Source organism: Psychrobacter sp. 1Y4, from assembly GCF_051847555.1.
The window spans coordinates 72,887-95,789 of sequence record NZ_JBPYDE010000010.1 but is presented as its reverse complement, the minus strand read 5'-3'; the positions used below and the strand labels follow the sequence as shown (position 1 = coordinate 95,789).

The 22,903-nt window shown below is 41.9% G+C and carries 18 protein-coding genes; 12 read left to right on the top strand and 6 right to left on the bottom strand.

Annotated features, from left to right (window positions below; translation table 11 throughout):
• Nucleotides 1–13: 13 nt before the first annotated feature.
• Nucleotides 14–934, bottom strand: a complete 921-nt coding sequence (locus ACS8FC_RS10030) for an alpha/beta hydrolase family protein (protein ID WP_439296646.1) — start codon at nt 932–934, stop codon at nt 14–16.
• Nucleotides 935–1,302: 368 nt separating this feature from the next.
• Entirely contained in the window at nt 1,303–1,977 is a 675-nt protein-coding gene (locus tag ACS8FC_RS10025) for a hypothetical protein (protein ID WP_439296645.1), read from the bottom strand.
• 155 nt (nt 1,978–2,132) lie between these two features.
• Between ACS8FC_RS10025 and ACS8FC_RS10020 the strand changes: the two genes are divergently transcribed.
• Nucleotides 2,133–2,618 carry a hypothetical protein gene (locus tag ACS8FC_RS10020; protein WP_439296644.1) on the top strand — a complete coding sequence of 162 codons (486 nt, stop codon included), beginning with the start codon at nt 2,133–2,135 and terminating at the stop codon, nt 2,616–2,618.
• A gap of 289 nt (nt 2,619–2,907) precedes the next feature.
• Here the strand turns inward: ACS8FC_RS10020 and ACS8FC_RS10015 are convergent, their stop codons facing one another.
• Entirely contained in the window at nt 2,908–6,051 is a 3,144-nt protein-coding gene (locus tag ACS8FC_RS10015; protein ID WP_439296643.1) for an ESPR-type extended signal peptide-containing protein, read from the bottom strand.
• 580 nt (nt 6,052–6,631) lie between these two features.
• On the bottom strand, nt 6,632–7,645 hold the full coding sequence (locus tag ACS8FC_RS10010; protein ID WP_439296642.1) for a hypothetical protein: 1,014 nt from the start codon (nt 7,643–7,645) through the stop codon (nt 6,632–6,634).
• Nucleotides 7,646–7,799: 154 nt separating this feature from the next.
• Between ACS8FC_RS10010 and ACS8FC_RS10005 the strand changes: the two genes are divergently transcribed.
• The 6 genes from ACS8FC_RS10005 (at nt 7,800) to ACS8FC_RS09980 (ending at nt 16,144) form a co-directional block, all read left to right on the top strand.
• The gene (locus ACS8FC_RS10005; RefSeq protein ID WP_439296641.1) at nt 7,800–8,798 is read left to right on the top strand and encodes a LysR substrate-binding domain-containing protein; all 999 of its coding nucleotides are present in this window, start codon (nt 7,800–7,802) and stop codon (nt 8,796–8,798) included.
• 309 nt (nt 8,799–9,107) lie between these two features.
• Nucleotides 9,108–10,385, top strand: a complete 1,278-nt coding sequence (locus tag ACS8FC_RS10000) for an NRAMP family divalent metal transporter (RefSeq protein WP_439296640.1) — start codon at nt 9,108–9,110, stop codon at nt 10,383–10,385.
• A gap of 446 nt (nt 10,386–10,831) precedes the next feature.
• Nucleotides 10,832–11,722, top strand: coding sequence for a methylisocitrate lyase (gene prpB, locus ACS8FC_RS09995; RefSeq protein ID WP_299220726.1), 891 nt, complete (start codon nt 10,832–10,834; stop codon nt 11,720–11,722).
• 65 nt (nt 11,723–11,787) lie between these two features.
• On the top strand, nt 11,788–12,918 hold the full coding sequence (gene prpC / locus ACS8FC_RS09990; RefSeq protein WP_439296639.1) for a bifunctional 2-methylcitrate synthase/citrate synthase: 1,131 nt from the start codon (nt 11,788–11,790) through the stop codon (nt 12,916–12,918).
• 214 nt (nt 12,919–13,132) lie between these two features.
• On the top strand, nt 13,133–15,778 hold the full coding sequence (gene acnD, locus ACS8FC_RS09985) for a Fe/S-dependent 2-methylisocitrate dehydratase AcnD (RefSeq protein ID WP_439296667.1): 2,646 nt from the start codon (nt 13,133–13,135) through the stop codon (nt 15,776–15,778).
• A 117-nt stretch (nt 15,779–15,895) separates the two neighbouring features.
• Entirely contained in the window at nt 15,896–16,144 is a 249-nt protein-coding gene (locus ACS8FC_RS09980; RefSeq protein WP_439296638.1) for a type II toxin-antitoxin system Phd/YefM family antitoxin, read from the top strand.
• On the opposite strand, the gene ACS8FC_RS09975 is transcribed toward ACS8FC_RS09980, so the two are convergent.
• A complete protein-coding gene (locus ACS8FC_RS09975) occupies nt 16,128–16,418 on the bottom strand; it encodes a type II toxin-antitoxin system RelE/ParE family toxin (protein WP_439296637.1) in 291 nt (96 codons plus the stop codon). The genes ACS8FC_RS09980 and ACS8FC_RS09975 overlap by 17 nt on opposite strands.
• Before the next feature lie 17 nt (nt 16,419–16,435).
• On the bottom strand, nt 16,436–16,657 hold the full coding sequence (locus ACS8FC_RS09970; protein ID WP_058368813.1) for a TA system antitoxin ParD family protein: 222 nt from the start codon (nt 16,655–16,657) through the stop codon (nt 16,436–16,438).
• A gap of 100 nt (nt 16,658–16,757) precedes the next feature.
• Between ACS8FC_RS09970 and prpF the strand changes: the two genes are divergently transcribed.
• The 5 genes from prpF (at nt 16,758) to ACS8FC_RS09945 (ending at nt 22,903) form a co-directional block, all read left to right on the top strand.
• Nucleotides 16,758–17,993 (top strand): 2-methylaconitate cis-trans isomerase PrpF, encoded by a 1,236-nt coding sequence (gene prpF, locus ACS8FC_RS09965; protein WP_439296636.1) that lies wholly within the window; start codon nt 16,758–16,760, stop codon nt 17,991–17,993.
• Nucleotides 17,994–18,279: 286 nt separating this feature from the next.
• Entirely contained in the window at nt 18,280–20,145 is a 1,866-nt protein-coding gene (locus ACS8FC_RS09960; RefSeq protein WP_439296635.1) for an ABC transporter ATP-binding protein, read from the top strand.
• Nucleotides 20,146–20,188: 43 nt separating this feature from the next.
• A complete protein-coding gene (locus ACS8FC_RS09955) occupies nt 20,189–20,581 on the top strand; it encodes a hypothetical protein (protein ID WP_439296634.1) in 393 nt (130 codons plus the stop codon).
• A 12-nt stretch (nt 20,582–20,593) separates the two neighbouring features.
• On the top strand, nt 20,594–21,202 hold the full coding sequence (locus ACS8FC_RS09950; protein ID WP_439296633.1) for a GNAT family N-acetyltransferase: 609 nt from the start codon (nt 20,594–20,596) through the stop codon (nt 21,200–21,202).
• A 204-nt stretch (nt 21,203–21,406) separates the two neighbouring features.
• Nucleotides 21,407–22,903, top strand: a complete 1,497-nt coding sequence (locus tag ACS8FC_RS09945; protein ID WP_439296632.1) for a bifunctional 2-methylcitrate dehydratase/aconitate hydratase — start codon at nt 21,407–21,409, stop codon at nt 22,901–22,903.

The window sequence follows — 22,903 nt, the reverse complement described above, 5'->3', positions numbered from 1 at the left end:
CTCTCACTCATTCCTAATTAATATATTGTTGGCAAGATTTAAAACTTGAGTTTTTAATTATCTTTAATGGTTCAGTCATATCAGCTTTTGTGCGGTTATATATAGATAGGTCAGCAACCCAAAGCATATTGCGTGTAAGAACCCATCTGTAATGTGAGTAGATACCCATTGATCTTATCAGATTGTATTCTTCAGCAGTCTGATCTTCAGGTGCACCAATATTATCAACTCCAGGCCATCTATGAAAAAACGGGCTTCTTACTATTTTCAATACTTCATTATCAGTTGATGCCAACCATATTTTATTGTCTGATTTTCCATGTGTATAAGTTTTTGGACTTGGATTCAAGGCCCAAGCCTCAGCTATCTTATATTTTGTTGAATCTTTTTTAGTAACATGAACTGCTAATCCTGCACCGAGTGAATAACCTGCAACAACAATTCTAGTGTTTGGATTTGCTTCCGCTATTTGTAGAACGTATTCTTCTGCTAATTTGTACTGTTTTTTACTAAAAAGTAAGTTTGTAAATATCCAGTCACGTTTCTGATTTGAGCCAGTGAATGCAATTATTATTTCTTTAAGCTTTATTTTATCAGATGTTTCATATAGCTTAAATGTCCCAACGCCAAAGCCAGACTTGTCTGACTTAGGCCAGTGATGTACTTCTAAATAAGAGGGTATTTGAAAAAAATGGTCTTTGCTTTCTTGTGTTATTTTATCTTGACCCTGAAGTACTAATGAACTAGCCAATGCATATATATAACCTCTCTCAGCTACTTTAAGATGTTCCTTACCAAAAGGAGAATCTAACTTATGAAGGTATCTATCATTGCACCAAAAATACCTGCCTTTTTCACTATTTGTTGTAATTTTTCCAAGTGTTGAGCAACCAGACAAAAGAGCCGAAACTAACATTACTATAATGAATCTCATAATATTAACATCCTTGTTAGTTATTTCTCATCACATACCTTTATTTTTGAATAAATTTTAATAATTATTTCTAAGCAATTGAAGTTGCATTTCTAAATACAAATTTCGTAAGTTTAAATTACAATCTATTTACAAAATATCAGAATTTTGTATAAGTGTATATATTTTTCTTCATTAAAAAATTGTAACTTTAGTTAAAATTTCTTCACATATACTAAAAAATTTTTAGAATTCTATATTTTAAAAAAAACGAACAGATAGTTATAGCTAATCTCTTTATTTTGATACAAAAAGGGCAGTGCATCATATACGATGCATTGCCCTTTTTTAATGGAATTTGACTATAAAATCATATGCTTAATTGTTGATCAAACTGTCCATTGGTCATTAATAATAGCGACCAAATAGCGTTTACCTTGATAGTCATCAAACACTAAGCGCATGATGCGCCAGTCCATACCATCATATTCTTCAGACCCTTTATAATAAAACTCAACCACATCCGAGTGTTGATAGATATCTCTTATATTATTAATCATACCACCAGTTTGGCGGAATTCATTGATGCTGATGGCGCTATTATTATACTTTTGCGTGTCCACCCAAGTAGCTAGGTATTCTGGTAGTGGGATTATTAATGGATTGCCAGTACCATCAAGTTCGCCCCAAGTGAAGCGAATGTTAGGCTGTTTTAGATACTGTGCATATTGCTCACGGCTAAAGACTTTATCAGACTCAGGGCGCACGTAAGCGTACATTGAGAAGCGCACACCACGTGTCGGATGGATATCATTGGTGATGCGAGCATAATCATTATTAGCAAGTGCCCGCTGGATGCGTAACGCTTGCTGTCTAAGGGTTTGTTGACTTATATCTGAGACAACTGTTGTCGATGAGTTACCGTTTGATTGATGAGTAACGGTTGCATTTGACTCAGCAGAAGATTGACAACCGGTAGTAACCAGTATTGAAGCAAAGCATACAGTAGCTGATAGTTTATAAAGATAGGACTTAGAAATATCAAAACGAGATGACGGCATCATAACAATATCCTTATCATAGCTTATTATTTTTATAAAAGTGGAATTGGAGAAAAGTTAGACTAATATAAATACTAAACAATTATGCAGTAAAATGATAGTTTATATGTGTTTTAATGAATTTAATACTTACGATGTCATCATCCATGGAGGACACCATGCAAAAAACGATATTGTCTATAATAATGCTAATAATAGGGTTTTCTGCTATGACGGCTAGCGCTAATCTAACTGAGCCGTTACAGAAAGTTTTTGCTATGAAAGTTAATACTATTGCCAAAATGTACCGGCAGGATGCGAGAAACCAAGGTCAAGATTATCCAGTTGTACTACAACAATATGGTAGTCCAGAGCTACAGGCGGCCATGCAGCTTGAGCAGGATTATTTCGATAAAGAGCAAGTGTCATGTCATATTGGTTATGATGTGTTGTGGAGTTCTCAAGATCCTGACTATGCACAAGACAAGCAGTTTTCAGTGACCACAAAAGGTTTGGTCAAAGTCAGCTTAGTGCAAGGTAATGATGTTTATTATGAGCTGTCATGTGATAGCATCGATAATGAAGAAAATTGCCAAGTAGCAGATGTCATCTTAGATGAGGATGGCACATCGTTACGAGAGCATTTACTGAAGCATTGTCGTTAGCTGGAATATAAGAGGTAGATGTGAGCATTAATATTTATTAAGAAGGAATATAGATATTTAAGTATGAAATAAATTTCTTTTAGAAATGAATGGCAAGACTTGTAGACAGAACTGGATAACAAATAATTGAACTAAAACATTATACACTCAACGTCTAAGACCGTTGGTTTGTTTTCGCATAATGTATATTATGTTAAATAGACTGTTTTATATTAAACTATAATGGCAGTTCACGTCTATAAAAAAACAAAGGATAAATAAATATCCCTTGTTTGTGCTTAGTGAGTATTTACCAGCTATAACCCAAGCCTACACCACCAGAAGTCTCATCTTTGGTGAAAGCACCGCCAACACTGACACTTGCATTAGGATGGATGACACGTTGATAGCCGACTGAAACCGCTTGCTCAGATCCTTGAAAACCTGCACCTACGCCTATACGGTTTTTACCTGACAAACCTGAGGTGCTGGTCGCCATATTTAGCATAGCAGCACTCATCGCTCCTTGACGATCAAAACGCTCATCAACTTCGCGAAAACGTCTGTCAGTCTCAACCTCATAATTTTGGAATGTGTTATTCAAAGTCGCTATACCAGTATCGGTATAGGCATTGGCCGTTTCGATAGCGTTCGTTTTCTCAGCTTGTAGTTGACTTACGTTCACCGCATCATGCTCATCAGTACCATCCTTAACATTAATAATTTGACGTTGGTCATTAGCAGAGCCAACCGACACCGTATTGTCACGATCAGAGCTAGAATCATTACCCAATACCACCGCATTTTGAGCTGATGTATTCACGTTGTTGCCTACTACAAAAGTATTGTCACCAGACACCGTGTTGTCGTTACCGAAGCTGTAACTGTTGTCGCCACTGACGACACTTGGGTCACCAATCGCCCCAGAATGGTCTCCTGTGACCTTATTACCGGTACCGATACTAATGGATTGCACACCGCTTGCTTCTGCACCATCACCAATGGCAATAGATTGCTCACCTTCACCTTGCCAGGCTGCGTTATTGTCGCTCGTAGCATTATTGTCTATAGCATTTGCCTCTACCGACCTCATACTTGCATTGTCGGCAGTTGCAAACTCTGCAGACGTAAACCTACTGATTTCATTCTCAATAGGTGAAGGTCCAATAGATGCAGGCTGAATCATAGCTGACTGCGGGGCAACTAAAAAGTTTCTTTGTATCACTAGTATTTGATCATCGACGTAACGTTTATTGGCAGCATCATAATCGTTTTGTGGACCAGCAACGTTGGTGATACGTTTCTCACTACCTGCGCGGCCCACTGAAATGGTATCTACCTCATCCGCAAGAGAATTATGGCCAATGGCCGTGGCACGTGCTGCTGTAGCGCGGCTGTTACTTCCAAATACGCTACTAAAACTACTTGAGGCAATATTTCTATAACCCACCGCACTACTACTAATGCCCGTTGCTTTATTAAAAGAGCCTAGCGCACTGCTATATTCACCATCCGCGTCATTCTTGTAACCCACCGCACTACTTGCATTACCTGATGCGATATTGGAACGACCTACAGCATTGCTGGCAATACCCACTGCTCTATTGCTAATGCCTATGGCACTGCTAATATTACCTGATGCCGTATTGGAGCGACCTACTGCGCTACTATTGCTAGCAGATGCATAATTATCACTACCCAATGCGCTGCTATTGCTAGCAGATGCTATATTATTAGAACCCACTGCACTACTATCAGTACCTCTTGCTTTATTTTTACGACCCATCGCACTACTAGCAGCACCCGAAGATTCATTGGAAACACCTATTGCACTGCTAACAATTCCTGATGCAGTATTAGAGCGACCCAGCGAACTGCTATCAACACCCAGTGCTATATTACTAACTCCTATCGCACTACTATTACGTGCTGATGCCTTGTTAGCAGCTCCTATTGCATTGCTAAAGTCATCCGATGCTTCATTATTGAAACCTATCGCACTACTAAATCTACCCGATACCGTATTGGAGCGACCCAGCGCACTGCTTTTTTCACCCGATGCCGTATTTCCAGAGCCCATTGCGCTGCTCCAACCGCCTGATGCCCTATTCTCGTTACCTACCGCACTACTCTCACTACCTTCTGCATGATTATCACTACCCACAGCACTGCTAAGAAAGCCACTTGCGCTATTACCATAACCCAACACACTACTATTTCCCCCCGATGCTCTGTTGCTAAAACCCACTGCACTACTATTATTACCTTCTGCAATATTAAGACGACCTACTGCACTGCTATCAGTACCTTCTGCTGTATTGCCAACACCTACCGCACTGCTACCATCACCTGATGCTTCATTAAAAGCCCCCATCGCACTGCTATATTCACTCGATGCGGTATTGTTAGAACCCACCGCACTGCTTAACAAGCCCACTGCTGTATTGCTAAAACCCACCGCACTGCTATGTTCCTCCAACGCCTGATTGTTATTACCTATAGCACTGCTGTCCCTACTCGATGTGATATTGTTATAACCCACCGCACTGCTGTATCTACTCCGTGCGGTATTGCTATTACCCACTGCACTACTGTTTGTAAATAATGCTTCATTACCGAAACCTACCGCACTGCTACTATTGCCCGATGCAGTATTACCATTACCTACGGCACTACTCAAGGGACCGCTTGCAGTATTATTATGACCTACTGCACTGCTATCAGTACCTTCTGCTTTATTATTAGCCCCTACCGCACTACTGTTTTCACCCGATGCATCATTGATATAACCTACGGCACTACTATTTTCACCTGAAGCAGTATTCTCGTTACCCAATGCACTGCTATAATACCCTGATGTAGCATTGCCACGGCCTAGTGCATTGCTCCAACCACCCTCTGCGACATTACCATTACCTATTGCGATACTATATTCTTCTAATGCTGCATTGCCATTGCCTATCGCACTAGTTCCCCAAGTCTGCGCGTTATTGTTACTACCCACAGCACTGCTCTGATGACCGAATGCCTTATTATTATAACCTAGAGCATTGCTACCATCGTGCATTGCTTGATTTTTACTACCGACCGCACTACTAAATATACCCCCTGCCATATTATCAAAACCAACTTCAGTGCTGAATGAAGGCATTGGATTTTCATCAAGGTCTACATCACTACTGTTTTTATTTAAATCAATGTAACTAGGATCTGTATTATCAAAACCGGTATCTGCCCAAACAGTAGCGCTAATCGCTGTCATACCAAGAACTAAAGCTTTTAGAGTCAGCATTGGATAATTAGATGAACTGTTGGATGAAGGACTAGATAGGCTAATCGTTTGGCTAATACTACCAGTTACGCCGCTGGTTTTGCCTGCACTTTTTGCTGTCTCAGAGGTGACTACCACCTGCCCTAATGATTGGTTCCAGATTTTTTTGAAGATCTTATTCACTGCTTGCTCCTTCATTTTAATAAATAGTTTCAATTAGTATTCATCAAAGCGAATATGTTTACAAGCTTACAAAATGTAAATAGGCCGTAATTTTTTATTACTACTCTATACAAAAAAACATGACGAGAATATTAGCGAACAATTTTCTATCTATTTAATAAATGAGAAAATTAATCTCTTACAAAGTATATGGTATTCCTATAACTATCGAAAATATACCGCCAATATAAAAAAACACGCTCTACTATTGAATAATAATTATCCAATAATAGAGCGTGTTTAATCTTGATAAACCAGTAGCCTAACTCTAAGTATTACCACCTTGCGACTATCTTTCTTTCAATACCAATACTCTTTCAAACAAATGTAGTCTTTTGTCGATAAAAATAACTTAATAACAAAAGTCTGTTTAAATAGTTTTGTTTGTATTTGTTATCTTACTACAATATTCACTTATTAATTCTATAAAAAAATAGCATTAATATTATATCTTATCTTTAAATATTTTTACTATAAATCTAAAGCTGTTTCTTATAAAACCTACTTTAAGTACTTACAATTTGATTATATGTTACAACGACTAGTTATTCGTTTCTCGATATAGAGTAATTTGCGCCTCCTCTGCAAAATCCTCATAACTAATTATAGCCTCATTATCGCTATTTTTGACAAGGTCAGCTTCTGTATCGCTGGTATCGGTCTTTGGAGATACTGCAGTAACCAGTTGCGTTGTGCTAGTCTTTAACAGTGTATCTTTTATTTGTTCATCGCTTAACTTAGATTTGTCGATTGACTTGTCTACAGACAACTCCCCTACCGTTGCAACGTTATCTGACAAATTTGTCTCACTTACATTGTCAGATTTCGCTACCGTCTCTTCACTACTCAATGGCTTTATACCCGCAGTATCTGGTCCATCAGCGCTCACCACTGTTGTATTTGAGCTTTCTGTAGCTGGCTCAGTATTAGCAAATATACCTGTCATAGTCAGTATAGCAACCACAAGTGCGCTCAGCAGTAACCCGCAAACAATGCCAATAATCAATAGCTTTAGTTTTAGGCTACTAACTTGCTTATCCTCTGATACGCCTGTTTTTTGGATGTCAGCGTCTGCTTTTAAGTCAGTAGGTAGTACGGATGCTGTCGCGGCGTCGTCAAGCGTAGGATCTTCATGTGAAGATAGCAAAGACAGCTCCAACCCATCATCAGTGTTTTCTGTATTTGCTTTAGAGGTATCTAGCTGTTGGGCTTTGATTTTTTGATCATTGTGTGAGGTCTGTTCAGTTTCTAAAGAAAGTTGCCACTCTGCATTATCTAAAGGTTCAGATGCAGTTTCTGCATGAGGTAATTTTTCTTTAAAATTGGCACGACTTAAATTTTTGTCAACATTAGATTCACTAATACCCTGTATGCGATTAATAAAACGCTCATATATGTCACTGGTTTTATTATCTTTTCTGCAAACGGAGGCAGATAAACTTTCTTTTCCCTCCACGTTATTTTTGTACAAATCACTATTGTCTGATTTATTTTTGCTTAAATTATGGTTATCTAAATTAATTTTTTCTAAGTTACCTTTGTTGAATTCATTCATATGTTAATAAACCAAGTAATGCCGTTAATATTAAGTGATTGCAAAAACTACGCTATCATAACTGCGTTATGATACTTTGGATCCAATTGACATACGCACGACGCCATTAATTCGATCAAAGACGAAAAAAGCTACTATGATAGGACTATAAACAATGGATTTAAAGCAGATCAATGCTTTTATTGCTATCGCCGATCTCAAAAGCTTTAGTGCTGCCGCTAAAAAAACAGGCTTATCACAACCAAGTCTTAGTCGCCAGCTAAAGCAGCTTGAGGCGGGTATGGGCGTGATACTGGTTGATCGTTATCATCGGCCACTACAACTGACTAAGGCCGGTCAGTTCTTTTATGATAAAGTCAGTACAGTATTGACAGAGCTCAATACCATCACCAGTATGACCCAGCGCTTATCAGCACCAAGTAAAGCACTTAACATAGGTTTTGTGCCATCAGTACTTTATGGGCACTTACCAGACATCATTGCGTCCTTAAAACAGCAAAACCCTGATATCGAAGTCAATCTTAAAGATATCAGCTCATATCAACAAGTAGAAGCGTTAAAATCTGGTGATATTGATGTTGGCTTTGGTCGCTTTGCTCATCAAGATGCATGGATACAGCAAATTCTATTGCGTCATGAGCGCTATCTGGTGGCATTGCCCAAAGCCCACCCACTTGCCAATACTACAGATCAACGCTTGATCGATTTGGCAAACAACCGCCTAATTTTATATCATCAAACACATTTACCAGTATCTACTACCGCAGCCACAACCCTAGCGACCAAAAATGGCGAGACAGACAGCGAACCGTTATCAGTTAGTGAGCCTGTCACCGAACCTTTGTTGCACTTGTTTGCAAGGTATGGCATCACCTCGCTAATGACGACTGAGGTGAGCGACTTGCAAGTTGCGCTTGGACTTGTGGCGGCAGGCGAAGGTATTACATTAGTACCCGCCAGCCTACGCACAGTACGCACCGAACAGATCAGTTATCAGCGTTTGATTCATGAAAATATCACCTCTCCTGTGTACTTGCATACACTAAAAGACTTTATCCACCCCAAAATCCCCAATCTCTTAGATGCAATCTATGCCGTTTATGAACAACGTGGTATTACTTATCGACGACAAAAGTTTGGATCAAAGCTATAAATTATAAGAATAGTCTAAAATTATCCTATATCAGATGCGTATTGTGATATAAAGAACCGCTAAAAAATAAACGATGCCAATACTTGATATTGGTTGTTTACTATGATAACCAACAGGAATAGCCATACAAGAAAATAGTAATGATAACTGGAATAATTGTTATCCTGAATAGTATTGATGTGCTAAAGTCGATACGATATGAATCGTTTTACATTTTAACCAATCCTATATAGAACGATTTTTTAATGATCATTGGCAAGCTGACACAGGTAAGTGATAATTTGCCGTTTTAACCATCTCGAGGTATTTATGACCACACGACCAATTGATAACCCTGATACGGTTAGCACCGCTCAACAAGAAGGCTTTAGCTGGCGTATCTTTGGGCCAGGTATTTTGATGGCAACTGCTGCCATCGGCGGCTCGCATCTGATTTCATCAACGCAGGCGGGGGCTATATACGGCTGGCAGCTGGCGATTATGATTATTCTGGCCAACGTCTTTAAGTACCCTTTCTTTCGTTTTGGCACAGATTATGTTTATGATACCAGCGAAAGTTTGATCGCCGGTTATGCCAAACGCTCAAAAGCGTATCTTTGGATTTACTTTGTTTTATCTATCTTATCCGCGGTGATTAGTACAGGTGCCGTGACGCTACTGGCCGCGGTAATATTGGGCTTTATGTTGCCAGCTTCTATAGGGCTGTCCAGTATCAGCTTGGCGGTCATAATCGTTGCTGTATCGTGGTTTTTTCTCATTGCTGGTCATTATAAGTTGCTCGATGGGGTGACTAAGTGGATTATGATTGCACTCGTCTCCGCAACAGTGTTAGCAGTCTTGATTGCTGCTGGCAAACCGACGGTAATGACTGCTGACTTTATTCCTACGTCTCCTTGGAATTTAGCGACTTTAGGGTTTATTGTGGCATTGATGGGTTGGATGCCAGCGCCACTTGAGTTTGCTGCCATTACTTCGATGTGGACCTCTGCAAAGAGAAAAGCGGACAATACCACTCATAAACAAGGTCTGCTTGATTTTAATGTGGGCTTTTTAGTGTCTGCTATTTTAGCGTTGTTCTTCTTATCCTTAGGTGTTTTTGTTCAATATGGCTCCGGTCAAGAGATTCAAACCGCAGGCGTTGCTTATATTGATCAGCTTATCAATATGTATACTGCTACTATTGGTGAATGGTCAAGGCTGCTGGTTGCCTTTGTCGCCTTTATGTGTATGTTTGGTACTACGATTACCTGTGCGGATGGTTATGGCCGTGCCAATGCTGAATGCTGGCGTTTGCTAAAAGGTGAGAGCGAGATTAATAAGAAGCAAGTTGCTTTTTGGACGACTTATGCAATTGGCGGTGGCTTGGTTATCATCACTTTCTTCACCGGACAATTAGGCGCTATGTTAAAGTTTGCTATGATATCAGCCTTTGTATCGGCGCCTATCTTTGGTTGGTTGAACTACACTTTAGTAAAAAATCATCAAAAACTATCAGCAGGTATGAATGCTTATTCGATAGTAAGCTTACTGTTCTTAGGAAGTGTCGCTCTATTATTTTTAGCCAACCTTGCCGGTCTGCTTGGCTAAAAGCGTGAAGCGTATTGAACAATTTAAGCCATAAATAATCAAAGCCCTTTTAGCTGCTAGCTATTAGGGCTTTTTTATTACAAAAAATGTAAAAGCCCTTCCGATGAGACGTCCCCCATAGTCAATCGACTATAATTGATGAGTTATAAACAGTGCAAGTGTAACTAAATATTTCATAGTAACTTGGTTATAGCGTGTTGTTTTTATTAATATGCATAACAGAATAGAGATATCATCAATATATAGATACTATTATTCAATAAGTGAATAATGTTAAATTAAATTAACTTTTAATAAATATTTACTAAATTTACATTAGCAATGTTTACTTCCAAATTAGAGTCAAATGCGTATACTCTAAGTTAATAAAAATTTGACCATACAAGATACTGACTAGGATTTTGTATGGTGATAATAAGATTAACCCTCCATGCAAGGACTCTCAAATGACATCATCAGCTGGCGCGCGCTTTCGCAATGCCATGAAACAAAAGAACGATAATAACCAACCACTACAAATCGTCGGTACTATTAACGCCTATACGGCCATGATGGCAACGCAAGTCGGTCATCAGGCAATATATCTATCTGGTGGCGGGGTTGCCAATGCCTCATTTGGTCTACCAGATTTGGGTATGACCAGCCTTGATAATGTGCTTGAAGATGCGCGCCGCATTACTGACGCCGTCGACACTCCACTATTAGTCGACATCGATACGGGATGGGGCGGCGCATTTAACATTAGCCAATCTGTAAGAAAAATGGAAAAAGCAGGCGTGGCAGCGGTTCATATCGAAGATCAAATCGCGCAAAAACGCTGTGGTCACCGCCCTAATAAAGAAATCGTCAGTATCTCAGAGATGGTAGACCGTCTAAAGGCTGCGCTTGATGCCAAAACTGACCCTGACTTTGTGGTAATGGCGCGTACTGATGCACTATCAGTTGAAGGGCTTGATGCGGCAGTTGAGCGAGCGGTAGCGTTTCAAGAGGCGGGCGCTGATATGATCTTTGCAGAAGCATTAACTGACATTGAGATGTATCGTAAATTTACCGATGTATTAGATATTCCGGTACTGGCCAACATGACTGAGTTTGGTCAAACTGACCTGTATACCACTGAGCAGCTACATGGCGTAGGTGTCGATATGGTGCTATATCCATTATCAGCCTTCCGTGCGATGAACAAAGCGGCATTAAACGTTTATCAACATATCTTAGATGACGGCACGCAAGAAAATGTCGTCGATACCATGCAGACACGCATGGAGCTTTATGATTTCTTAAATTATCATGAGTTTGAGCAAACCCTAGATAAGCTATTTGCGGACAATAAGTAAGAAACAGTCAATACTGTTTAACTCAATCACCTTAACAACAAGCTACCAACAAAAGGAATTTAATCATGGCAGCAGGCAAACAACTATCAGGCGCAGGACTACGTGGTCAAGTTGCTGGCAAGACGTCATTATCAACTGTCGGTAAATCAGGCTCAGGTCTTACTTACCGTGGTTATGATGTCAAAGACTTGGCTGAGCAATGTATCTTTGAAGAAGTGGCTTATCTGCTGCTTTATGGCAACCTGCCAACTCAAAGTGAGCTAGATGCTTATCAAACCAAACTCAAAAAGATGCGCGGTCTACCACAAGCATTAAAAGACGTGCTTGAGCGTATCCCAGCAGATGCTCATCCGATGGATGTATTGCGTACGGGCTGCTCAATGCTGGGTAACCTTGAGATGGAAACCGACTTTGAACAGCAAAATGATAAAACAGATCGTATGCTGGCGGTGTTCCCATCAATCATCAACTACTGGTATCGCTTTAGCCATGACAATGAGCGTATCGAGACTGAAACCGATGATGACACTATTGGAGGTCACTTTTTGCATCTGCTCAAAGGTGAGAAGCCAAATGAGCTACACGAACGCGTGATGAACGTTTCACTTATCTTGTATGCAGAGCATGAGTTTAATGCGTCTACCTTTACTGCGCGCGTTTGCGCCTCTACTTTGTCAGATATCCATTCTTGCATCACCGGTGCGATTGGTTCATTGCGCGGGCACTTGCATGGCGGCGCTAATGAGGCAGCGATGGATATGATTGAAGACTTTAGCTCACCAGATGAAGCCGAAAAAGAGATGATGGCCATGCTTGAGCGTAAAGACAAAATCATGGGCTTTGGTCACGCTATCTATAGCGAGTCTGATCCGCGTAACGTCATCATCAAACAATGGGCGGAAAAACTGGCTGAGGACGTTGGTGATACGGTTTTATACCCAGTATCGGTACGTTGTGAAGAAGTGATGTGGCGTGAGAAGAAACTGTTTTGTAATGCTGACTTTTTCCATGCCTCAACCTATAACTTTATGGGTATCCCAACCAAGCTATTTACCCCAATCTTTGTCTGCTCGCGCCTGACTGGCTGGGCAGCCCACGTCTTTGAGCAGCGTGCTAACAACCGTATTATTCGTCCAAGTGCAGAGTACATCGGTGAAGAGCCAAGAGACGTGCCTTCTATCGCTGAGCGTGGTTAATTGAGTATCGTTATTTAATAGTTTGTTTCATTATAGGGTACGTATGGCGTACCCTATCATTCTCTAAAATTATCATGATGTTTATTTAGCAAAACCTATTATTCATAATATATTTTGCTAAATAAATACTTTGACACCTAATAAAACCCACTATAAAGGAAAGCACGCCATGAGCGACAGCAAGCAGCCTTTAACGCAAGTTAATCCGCAAACCATGAATGAGCAGTATAAAAAGCCATTGCCGAATACTGATCTATATTATTTCGACGTCGAGCAAGCAGTGAATGAGATTGAGCCGGGCGCTTATGCCAAACTACCATTTAGCTCAAAAGTGCTGTGTGAAAACCTTGTCCGCCGTTGTCCACCGGAAGATTTGACCGAGGCGCTATCACAGCATATTTATCGCAAGCAAGAAGTAGATTTTCCTTGGTACCCTGCCCGCGTGGTTTGCCACGACATCTTAGGGCAGACTGCGTTTGTCGATTTGGCAGGCTTGCGTGATGCTATCGCAGCAGAAGGCGGTGATCCTGCCAAAGTGAACCCTATCGTACCAACACAGCTTATCGTCGATCACTCCTTAGCGGTCGAGCATGCAGGGTTTGAGGAAGATGCGTTTGAAAAAAACCGTGCTATCGAAGAGCGCCGTAACGAAGACCGTTTTCATTTTATCAACTGGTGTCAGTACGCCTTTGATAACGTCAACGTGGTACCACCCGGTAACGGTATCATGCACCAAATCAATCTTGAAAAAATGTCGCCAGTGGTACAAGTGGTGGCTGACCAAGACGGCGATGCCATCACCTTCCCTGATACCTTGGTCGGTACTGATAGTCACACACCAATGGTCGATGCGCTCGGCGTTATCTCTATCGGTGTCGGCGGACTAGAAGCCGAAAGCGTCATGTTGGGCAACCCTTCATACATGCGCTTGCCAAACATCGTTGGCGTTGAGCTAACCGGTAAGCTACAAGAAGGCATTACCGGTACCGATTTGGTACTCGCCATGACGGAGTTCTTACGTGAGGAAGGCGTGGTTTCCGCCTACCTAGAATTTTACGGTGAAGGCGCGCGCAATCTGACCGTTGGCGACCGTGCTTCTATCTCCAATATGACACCAGAGTACGGCGCAACGGCTGCGATGTTCTCCATCGATGAGCAAACCATTGATTATTTGCGTCTCACTGGGCGCTCAGAGCAGCAAATCGAAACGGTTGAAGCCTATGCCAAGCAGGTTGGTCTGTGGGCAGATGGTCTAAAAGATGCCGAATATGAGCGCGTGCTACGTTTTGATTTATCAAAAGTCGTGCGTAATATCGCAGGCCCGTCACGACCCCATGCGCGCGTATCGACGACTGATTTGGTAAAAGAAGGCATCGCTCATGGCGAAGGTAACAAGTTGCCAGAACCAAAAGATGGTCTGATGCCAGATGGCGCCGTCATTATTGCTGCTATCACCAGCTGTACCAATACCTCAAACCCGCGCAACATGGTGGCTGCGGGTATTGTCGCTCGTAATGCAGTAGAAAAAGGCCTGATTCGCAAACCTTGGGTGAAGTCCTCACTCGCGCCAGGCTCAAAAGCCGTTAAACTGTATTTAGAAGAAGCCAACTTATTGCCCGAGCTACAAAAACTGGGCTTCGATGTCGTCGCCTTTGCTTGTACCACTTGTAATGGCATGAGCGGTGCGCTCGACCCAGAGATTGAGCAAGAGATCATCGAGCGGGATTTGTTTAGTACCGCCGTCCTCTCAGGCAACCGCAATTTTGATGGCCGTATTCATCCATATGCCAAGCAAGCTTTCCTAGCTTCACCGCCTTTGGTGGTCGCCTATGCTATCGCTGGTAATATCCGTTTTGATATCGAAAAAGATTCACTTGGCAAAGACCAAAATGGCAACGATGTGTATCTAAAAGACATCTGGTTTGATGACGCGGAAGTTGATGCTATCGTTAAAGCCTCGGTGAAACCTGAGCAGTATAATGCCGTCTATATTCCGATGTTTGATGAAGCCAAAGCACAGGCAGGTCGTAATGAAGCGTCGGTTATCGACCCTCAGTACGACTGGCGTGAGATGAGTACTTATATCCGTCGTCCTCCGTACTGGGAAGGTAAGATGGCGGCAATGAATAAGTTAAAAGGTCTGCGTCCACTCGCTGTGCTTGGTGATAACATCACAACCGATCACATGTCGCCCTCTAACGCGATTATGGGAGATTCCGCTGCTGGCGAGTATCTCGATACGATGGGATTACCAAGCGAGGACTATAACTCATACGCCACGCATCGTGGCGACCATTTAACCGCTCAGCGCGCCACTTTTGCTAACCCGAAACTGCTCAATGAGATGGTACGTGATGAGAAAGGCGACGTTATCCAAGGGTCACTCGCTCGCGTAGAGCCAGAAGGCCAAGTCATGCGTATGTGGGAGGCGATTGAAACTTACATGAATCGTGAACAGCCGCTGATCATCATCGCCGGTGACGGTTATGGTCAAGGCTCAAGCCGTGATTGGGCGGCCAAAGGCGTGCGTCTGGCTGGCGTGGAAGTCGTTGTCGCTGAAGACTTTGAGCGTATTCATCGTCAAAACTTAGTCGGTATGGGCGCGCTTCCCGTGCAGTTTAAAGACGGCACCAACCGTGAGACGCTAAACATTGACGGGTCTGAGATTTTTGATATCGAAGGTGACGTATCAGCGGGCGGCGAGATGACGTTAGTGATTCATCGCAAAGACGGCACAGTTGATAAAACGCCTGTCATCTGCCGCTTAGATACCGCTGATGAGGTGAAGATGTATAACTCTGGCGGTATGCTACAGCGTTTTGCCAAAGAATTTATTGAAGGAACGATTGATATTGCTTAGTTTTTGGCGTAAACGCTAATAATTAGTAAATGAGCCGATGTTGTATAGAAATATGGCATCGGCCTTTTTATAGTTGATAACGTAAGTCTTAATCTCGAATTAAAAAAGAGACATCTTATGAAAACTTTCAGTTTTGCAGAAGCTAATCAAGATTTTAAACAAATTTTAGATATAGTGAACGATGATACTAATGTGGTCTGTATAAAGCATCAAAACAATGATGATGCGGTTGTCATGTCGCATGCTCATTATAATAGTTTGAAAGAGACACTTTATTCGTTAGGGTCGCCTGCAAATGCAGCGCATTCGGCTAAATCTATTGAGCAGTATCAAGCTGAAAAGGTTAGCTTTAAAGCATTAACTTAACATCACGATAAAAGTTCTCATGTGTTCCTAGCATAAGCAGCGTAAGAACGAGCTGACCATCATCTATCTGATAAGCTAATAACGTTAACTGTTTTGTCATTTTAAATTTATGGACGCGCACAGACGAAAGATCACCTGCTTTGAGTATGCCTAAATGAGGATTATCGATGATAGCCTGTACAGCAGCATCAAGGTCTGCTTTTTGATTCTTATGCAATTTTTTAACCGCTTTTTTGAATCCATGAGACTGAATAACACGTAGAAATTGAGTCATAGTTTTTCCAAATCAAACTAGCCAAATTCATAAGGCTCAGTCATACCAGCATCAACCTCTGCTTGTGCAATTAATAACTGACGAACAAACTCATAGGATAAATCGGGATTATCCTCCATAATTTGACCAATAGTTGCCCAATGCTCAATTTGCTTCGGTGGTGTCCGATGTTGTGCTTTTGCAATAGCATGAGCTTTGTCAACTAGTGACTTATTAAGTCGTATACTTGCAGTGGACATAATGTCCTCCTTATTTAATAACGCTAACCTTTGTGGTATTTTACCACAAATAAGAAATATTAACTAATCACACTATAAGAAGATACAAAGGAATGAAAAAATGACCCAACCAAAATTCGCCCCGCAAATCTCCGTACCTGCCACCTACATGCGCGGCGGTACTTCCAAAGGCACCTTCTTTAAACTATCCGACTTACCTGAGCGCTGCCAAATGGCTGGCAAGGCACGTGATAACTTTCTACTGCGCGTCATCGGCAGCCCTGACCCTTATGGCAAACAAATCGATGGTCTAGGTAATGGTAGCTCTAGCACGTCAAAAACGGTGATTCTATCTGAGGCAAGGCAAGCAGACCACGATGTCAATTATTTATTTGGACAAGTGAATATTGCCAAGCCGATGATTGATTGGGCAGGCAATTGCGGTAACTTAACCGCCGCAGTTGGTGCTTGTGCTATCAACATGGGTATCGTTGACGCGGACAAGGTTTCTAGTAGCATTGATGTCGATGCCGATAGCGGTATTTGCGAAGTGCGTATCTGGCAAGAGAATATCAGCAAAACCATCATTGCTCATGTCCCTGTATACAAAGATGAGAATGGCCAGGTGCAAGTACAAGAAACTGGCGACTTTGAATTAGACGGCGTCACCTTCCCTGCCGCCGAAGTGAAAATTGAATTTATCGATCCCGTTGACTCATCAAGCGATATGTTTCCAACAAACAATCTAGTTGATGAATTTGATGTGTCTGGTTGCGGTCTAAATACTGATAACGTTAAAGCGACCTTTATCAGCGCCGGTATCCCAACTATCTTTATGAAAAGCGATGACTTAGGGTTTACGGGGGTTGAGCTACAAGGCGATATTAACAGTGATAGCGAAACGTTAGCAAGACTAGAAAAAATACGCGCGCGTGGCGGTGTGGCGATGGGACTCTTTAAAGACGAGAGCGAGGCACAAACCAGCCAACATATTCCCAAAATCGCTTGGGTCGCCCCTGCACAAAGCTATAGCGCGTCGAGTGGTAAAGACGTCAGCGCAGACGACATCGACTTAGTGGTGCGGGCGATGAGTATGGGACAGCTGCATCATGCGATGATGGGTACGGCAGCGGTCGCTATTGCCGCGGCAGCGACTACTCAGGGAACATTAGTGAATGCAGCCGCTGGTGGTGGCGAGTTGTCAGAGGTGCGTTTTGGTCATCCTTCAGGTACGCTATTGGTTGGCGGCAAGACTGAACAAGTCGCTGGACGCTGGCAAGCCAAAAAAGTCTCCATGAGTCGCTCAGCCCGACGTATTATGGCAGGCGCAGTATTTGTGCCAGCGGATACTTTTTAAAACGTTTAGCGGTATGAAGTATGTAAGGTGATATGTAGTATGTAGGGCACGTCCCGCGCACCATTTATAATATTTGGTACTTGCAGCGTACTCTACAAAACCTTTGCAAAAAAATAGAAAACGTGGCTAACACCATAGCCTACGTTAACTTATAAATAGTGATATCTAAAATTAACAGTCATCCGCTGTATTTTTAAATAAAATGCGGGATAATAGAATAGTTACCAGCTGCTATATTTTTGACTCTAAATTTTATTGGCTTCAATCGTAAGACCAAAACCTTAATATGCCAAAACCGTTTAAACCCACACGTGTCCTAAATGATAATCCTTTCTTAAATACTGCACCCGTTGAAAAAACGGAGCGCCGTGCACTGCTGTGGAATATTCTAAAAAAGCTTGCTACCTTTGCCGCGCCTTACAAAGTGTTAATCGTAGCCACTTTAATCTTAACCGTACTTGGCTCTTTTACCGCACAGGTCAATGCCTTTGTATTGCGTTATACCGTTGATACTTTAACTGAGATTGCCGCGCTTGCCGACCCTTGGCAGGCAGGTTTGCGTATGTTAGGTATTATTAGTGCCGTGTTGTTGACTAAAGAGATATTATCGATATTCATCTCTTTTGGTCAGCGTTTTTTTGGTGAGAAAATTCGTATTAATCTGTCACGCGATTTATCACAAAAGATTATAGAACGCATTCTCACCTACCGTATGGCGTTTTATACCAGTAGTCAAAACGATAGTGGCAAGCTGCAAACCCGCATCGATTATGGTGTGATGAGCCTGACCAGCCTAGTGCAAAACTTCTTTATTGATATGCTGCCACTGTTTGCCAGTGCCATTGTGTCGCTTATTATTATGTTCTCGACCAACTTTTGGATTGGCCTCGTTGGTTTGATTATCATACCCATTTACTTTTTTATTAGTCAAAAGCAAGCTAGGCGCTTACAAGGTTACCGCCGGCAGATGCGCGGCTTTCGGGAGGCCAAAAGCGGGCTTGTTATCTCGCTTATTAACTCTATTAGCGTGGTCAAATCCTTCGTCCGTGAGCCGATCGAGGCGCAAAAGCATCTAAAGATTCAAAAAGAGATGACAGGCAATCAGCTGCGCATTCGTAGCATTGGCTTTATCTATGATGCGGTAAAGACCTTTATTGAGCAAATTGGCATCGTCATTATTATTTTATTGACTGCCTATTTTGTCTTACAAGGCGAGATGACCATCGGCATGGTTTTGTTTCATGTACTGCTGTTTCAGAACGTCGCCGCCCCTATCCGTCAATTGCATCGCATTTATGATCAGATCAATAATGCGCTCACTTATGCAGAAGGGTTTTTTGAGATATTGGAAGATGACAAACAAGTTGAGAATATTGACGGTATCAGTAGTAAAGATCTGCAGGGTCATATTGAGCTAAAAAACGTCGATTTTACTTATCCTAACGGCACGCAAGCACTAAAAGACGTCAGTTTTGAGATTCGTCCCAATCGTATTACCGCTCTTGTTGGCCTCTCTGGCGCTGGCAAGAGCACCATTATTAGCTTGTTAGTCAAGTTCTACGAGCCAGACGCAGGCGTGATCTACTTGGATGGTCATGATTTAGCAGACTGTGATACTCATGATTTACGTCACAATATTGGCTTAGTATTACAGAGTAATCATATTTTCTCAGGGACTATCAGCGAAAATATCCGTTATGGCGATACCAATGCGATACAAGAGGACATTATTGTCGCTGCCAAAAAAGCCTCGATTCATGAGCAAGTTATGAAGCTTAAAGATGGTTATGAGAGTACGGCAAAATCACTATCAGGTGGTCAGCAGCAACGCATTGCGCTGGCAAGGATGTTTTTAAAAGATCCACCGATTGTGTTCTTAGATGAACCAACCGCCAGCCTGGATGCTATCGCCAGTCAGCAGGTCAAAAAAAGCTTAGATTTAATCAAAAAAGATCGTACGGTGATTATGGTGTCGCACAATATCGCGCAGATTATTGACGCCGATGATTTGGTAGTAATAGAAAACGGTCAAGTAGTTGAGACTGGGACGCATGAAGATCTGTATGATAAAGGTGGTAAGTATTATGAGATATTTAGCGCCATGTCGGATAGTTTAAACTTGGACAAAATTAGACAAACACTCCATGGTTAAGCCTATATAATGTTAAATTAACTTAAAGTATATTGAGAAAAAAATGTTAATGAACTCAGTAAGTGCAGTCAATCTTCAGAAAAAAACCATGATGATGTGCGCGGCTGTGCCACAAATTATGGCTTCTAGAGTTTGGATGCTTGCCACCTCTCCTATGAACCCCACATTGCAACAAAAAGAGATATTTACTATGGTTGAAGAAAAGCAAAAAGCTTTTGTAGATTCTATTAGTGATATAAATTTGCAAATTATGTCATCACAATCGGTTTTATTAAATAAATGGATGAGCAGCTGTCAACGTTTTATGTTAGGGCATTATCATGCTTTTAATAACTTTGAGCATGATATCGATGAAGAAACGATTAAAATATTAGATAAAGGCATTAGTCCTTATGCAGCGACTGTAAAGGTAAACCAAAAACGTCTAAACCGTTAAGAATCATTAATTATGACCTGTGAATTTTCTATAAAAACCTTTGATGAGCTGACCTCAGTTGACCTCTATCATATTTTAAAGGCCCGCTCGCAAGTATTCGTTGTCGAGCAACACTGTGCTTACCAAGATATGGATGAGGTAGACTTTGATTGCTTGCATCTGATCGCTCATAAGGATGAGGCGCTGGTTGGCTATTGTCGCATTATTGGACCTAAATTTAATCCCAAAAATTATTTAGAAAACTCAGCACACTCAATGCCTGCTATCGGAAGAGTGCTGGTATTAAGCGATCATCGAGGCTATGGTTTAGCACGGCAAATCATGACGCATGCCATCAAGTATTGCCGCAAAAAGTACGGTAAAAAACCGATTATTATCTCAGCACAGACCTATTTGCTCAGCTTTTACGAATCATTGGGGTTTGTTCCTGAAGGTCCTGTGTATCTTGAAGACAATATCGAACATATCACCATGGTCTTACCCATTTTAAAAAAGGGTAAAGTAAAATTTCAGAAATCAGCTGGCTCTGAAAGTTCAGGATTTGTCACCAAATTGTTGAGTTTTTTGCTTTTAGTATTGAGCCTCTTATTCATCGCAGGCTTAATCTACTTGATGACTTAAGTGGCTGACTTGATTTGATAAAATTGACGCAATCATGAGATCTTACGTATAAAGCCTCAAACGATAAAGTTCTTTTACATGACTTCACTGTTGTTCTATATTGATTGTGCTACTTTTGAGTCATGACTATGATCGTAAGACTGAAGATACTGATAAACGGTCGATAGTCAAAAAATCATCTGACTCAAGGAAGAGGTAACGACTATGTCTAATGTAGAAAGCAATGTCCGTCCAGAATATGATGACGAGATTCAAAAAATCGCCGATTATGTTCTCAACTACTCTATTGATGACTCTCCAAATAGCGCCGATGCTTGGACGACTGCACGTCACTGTCTAATGGATACGCTAGGCTGTGGCCTTTTGGCACTACGTTTTCCTGAATGTACCAAGCATCTAGGGCCTGAATGCATCGATCAGATAACGCCTAATGGCGCGCGCGTCCCCGGTACTTCTCATCGACTAGATCCCATCAAGGCCGCTTTTGATATTGGCTGTATGGTGCGCTGGCTTGATTATAATGATACATGGCTTGCCGCTGAATGGGGGCATCCCTCAGACAACTTGGGTGGCATCTTGGCAGTGGCCGACTATATTAGTCAGCAAAACGTCAGTAAAGGTCGCGCAGCGCTTACTATGAAAGATGTGCTGGAATCTATGATTATGGCGCATGAAATCCAAGGTGTTATGGCGCTTGAAAACTCATTTAACCGCGTGGGTATGGATCATGTATTCTTGGTCAAACTTGCATCAACCGCTGTCGTTGCTAAATTATACGACCTACCACGTGAGCGCATTATGGCCGCGATCTCACAAGCCCTTGTTGATGGTCAAGCGCTACGTACCTATCGCCATGCACCGAATGCTGGTAGCCGTAAATCATGGGCAGCAGGTGATGCAACCAGCCGAGCGGTACGCTTGGTCGATATCACCCGTCGCGGCGAGATGGGAATCCCTGGTGCACTGACCGCGCCGCAATGGGGATTTTATGATGTATTATTTAGTCATACCAATAAAGATCTCGCACTCAAGCCTGAAGATGAGCGCCGCTTTACTTTTCAGCGTGACTTTGGCACCTATGTGATGGAAAACATACTATTTAAGATAAGTTTCCCCGCAGAGTTTCATGCACAAACCGCCTGTGAAGCCGCAGTTATTCTACATCCGCGCATCGAAGATAGAATTGATGAGATTGAAAAAATCGTCCTGACCACGCATGACTCAGCGATTCGAATCATCTCAAAAGAAGGCGCGCTTGCCAATCCTGCTGATCGTGATCACTGCCTACAATATATGGTTGCCGTCCCTCTACTAACTGGCGATCTCATGGCAGAGAACTATGAAGATGACTATCATGAGCAGCATCTATCCATTGATGAGCTGCGTAGCAAAATGGTGGTAGAAGAGGACGAGCGCTACTCAGCAGACTATCATGACCCAAGCAAGCGCTCAATTGCCAATGCGATTCAAATCTTCTTTGAAAATGGCACTAGTACCGATAAAGTCGCTGTGGAATACCCGATCGGACACAAACGCCGCCGTGAAGAAGGCATTCCTATACTAGAAGCAAAGTTTCGCGCCAGTTTAGCGACTCGCTTTATTGAGAGCCGTTGTGACGAGATTGTTGCGCTATGCGACGATCAAAGTCGATTAGAGCAGACGCCTGTTCATGAGTTTATGGACTTGTTTGTTATCAATTAG